At 74.8% G+C, this 1,974-nt stretch carries 2 protein-coding genes; both read right to left on the minus strand.

From position 1 onward, the window contains the following. Positions 1 to 274: carboxylesterase family protein (locus ACFU99_RS42055; protein WP_384403642.1), on the minus strand; the 274-nt coding region annotated here is incomplete at its 3' end. A 148-nt stretch (positions 275 to 422) separates the two neighbouring features. Then, positions 423 to 1,859, minus strand: a complete 1,437-nt coding sequence (locus ACFU99_RS42060; protein ID WP_384403645.1) for an FAD-binding oxidoreductase — start codon at positions 1,857 to 1,859, stop codon at positions 423 to 425. Positions 1,860 to 1,974 lie beyond the last annotated feature (115 nt).

The raw sequence follows: 1,974 nt of genomic DNA on the forward strand, positions 1-1,974 counted from the left end.
GGACCGGCGTCAGGTCGAGCCCGGAGGCGTTCGGGACGGCCTGCGGCGCGCTGGGACCGAAGCGGTCCGCGTCACGCGTGCCGTCCCAGGACGGCGGCGGGGCGGGCGCGGCGAAGCGCAGGGGACCGACGGGCGCGGCGGCGTAGGGGATGTTCTTGAACGCGGCGACGCCCGTGGCCGGGCCTCCGCTGTCCCTGCTGCTGTCCCCGCCGTCGCCACCGTTGCCGCGCAGGGCGCCCTGCCCGATCCGTACGACTGGTCGCGCCTCGCTCATGACCCCTCCTCGCTGAGACCGGAGGCGGCACTGACACCGGCGCCAACACCGACACCGACACCGCCTCGGGCAGTGTCCCGCCGCTTCCGCCGCCCCGCCGCCTGTTCCCCGGAGAACGCCTCGGCGCCAGATCGTCGTTCCGCCCTGTTTACCCCCCGACGGCCCCACCCAGGTCGACGACCTTCCCCGGGTTGAGGATGCCGTGCGGATCCAGCGCGGCCTTGACGGCGTGGTGCAGGGCCAGCACCTCCGGCCCCAGCTCGCGGTCCATGCCGGGCCGCTTGAGCAGTCCGACGCCGTGTTCGCCGGTGACCGTGCCGCCCAGCGCCAGGGCGTCGTCGAGGATCGCCTCGAAGGCGCGCTGCGCGCGGGCGCGCGCCTCGTCGTCGCCGGGCGGCGTGATGATCAGGGGGTGGAGATTGCCGTCACCGGCGTGCGCGATGTTGGCGATCAGCAGATCGTGCGCGACGGCGGTCCGGTCGATGCGGGCCAGCATCTCCGGCACCTTCGCCCGCGGCACGCAGACGTCCTCGGTGAGCACCGGACCCAGCCGCTCCAGCGCCGGGTAGGCCAGGCGGCGGGCGTCGAACAGGGCGTCGGCCTCCTGCTGGTCGGTCGAGACCGCGGCCCAGGTCGCCCCGGCCTTGCGGAAGCAGTCGACCATCAGGTCCGCCTCGGCGTCCCCGGCCGCCCCCGCCGTGTCCAGCCGCCCCAGCAGCACCGTGTCGGCCTCGGCGGAGAGCCCCATGTTCTTCCAGGCGTCGACGGCGGCCAGGCAGTGCCGGTCGACGAGTTCCAGCGCCGAGGGCGCCACCCCGGCGGCGGCCACCTCGGCGACCGCCTCGCCCGCCGCGACGGCCGAGTCGAAATGGCCCACCACCGTACGCTCGGGCGGACGCTGCGCCCGCAGCCGCACCGTCACCTCGGTGATCACCCCGAGCGTCCCCTCCGAGCCGACGAGCAGCGAGCACAGGTCGTAACCGGCCACGCCCTTGGCGGTGCGCCGCCCCAGCCGGACCACCTCGCCGCCGCCGGTGACCACCTCCAGCCCCAGCACGTAGTCACGGGTGACGCCGTACTTGACGCAGCACATCCCGCCGGCGTTGGTGGCGACGTTGCCGCCTATCGTCGACCAGGGGGAGCTGGCCGGGTCCGGCGGGTACCACAGCCCGTGCTCGGCGCAGGCCCGGCGCAGATCGTCGTTGACGACGCCGGGCTGCACCACGGCCAGCCGTTCGGCCGCGTCGATCTCCAGCACCCGGTCCATGGCCTCGAAGGACACCACGACACAGCCGTCCAGGGCGTTCGCGCCGCCGGACAGCCCGGTGCCCGCGCCGCGCGGCACCAGCGGCACCCGGTGCTCCAGGCACCACCGCACCAGAGTGCGGACCTCGGCGGTGGACCGGGGCCGGACCACGGCGAGCGGCTGCCCGTACGGGGCCCACTCCGCCTCGTCGTGGCGGTAGCCGTCCAGGGACTCCGGCCCCGTCAGGACCCGGCCCTCGGGCAGCGCCTCTGCCAGTGCGCGGGCGAAGTCGCCGGCCGCTCCGGGCCTGCTGCCGATGGGGTGATTGTGCTGGTCCATGCGCCGTCCTCCGCTACTGCGTGCCGTGCTGCCGTACACCTCTCATCATCGTCAGGCACGGTGGGGCGGGGCATAGGGGGTCGCTCTGTGATTCTGGCGACCCGGTGACGGGGCC

The sequence above is a fragment of the Streptomyces sp. NPDC057654 genome, from assembly GCF_042800135.1.
Classification (GTDB): Bacteria; Actinomycetota; Actinomycetes; order Streptomycetales; family Streptomycetaceae; genus Streptomyces.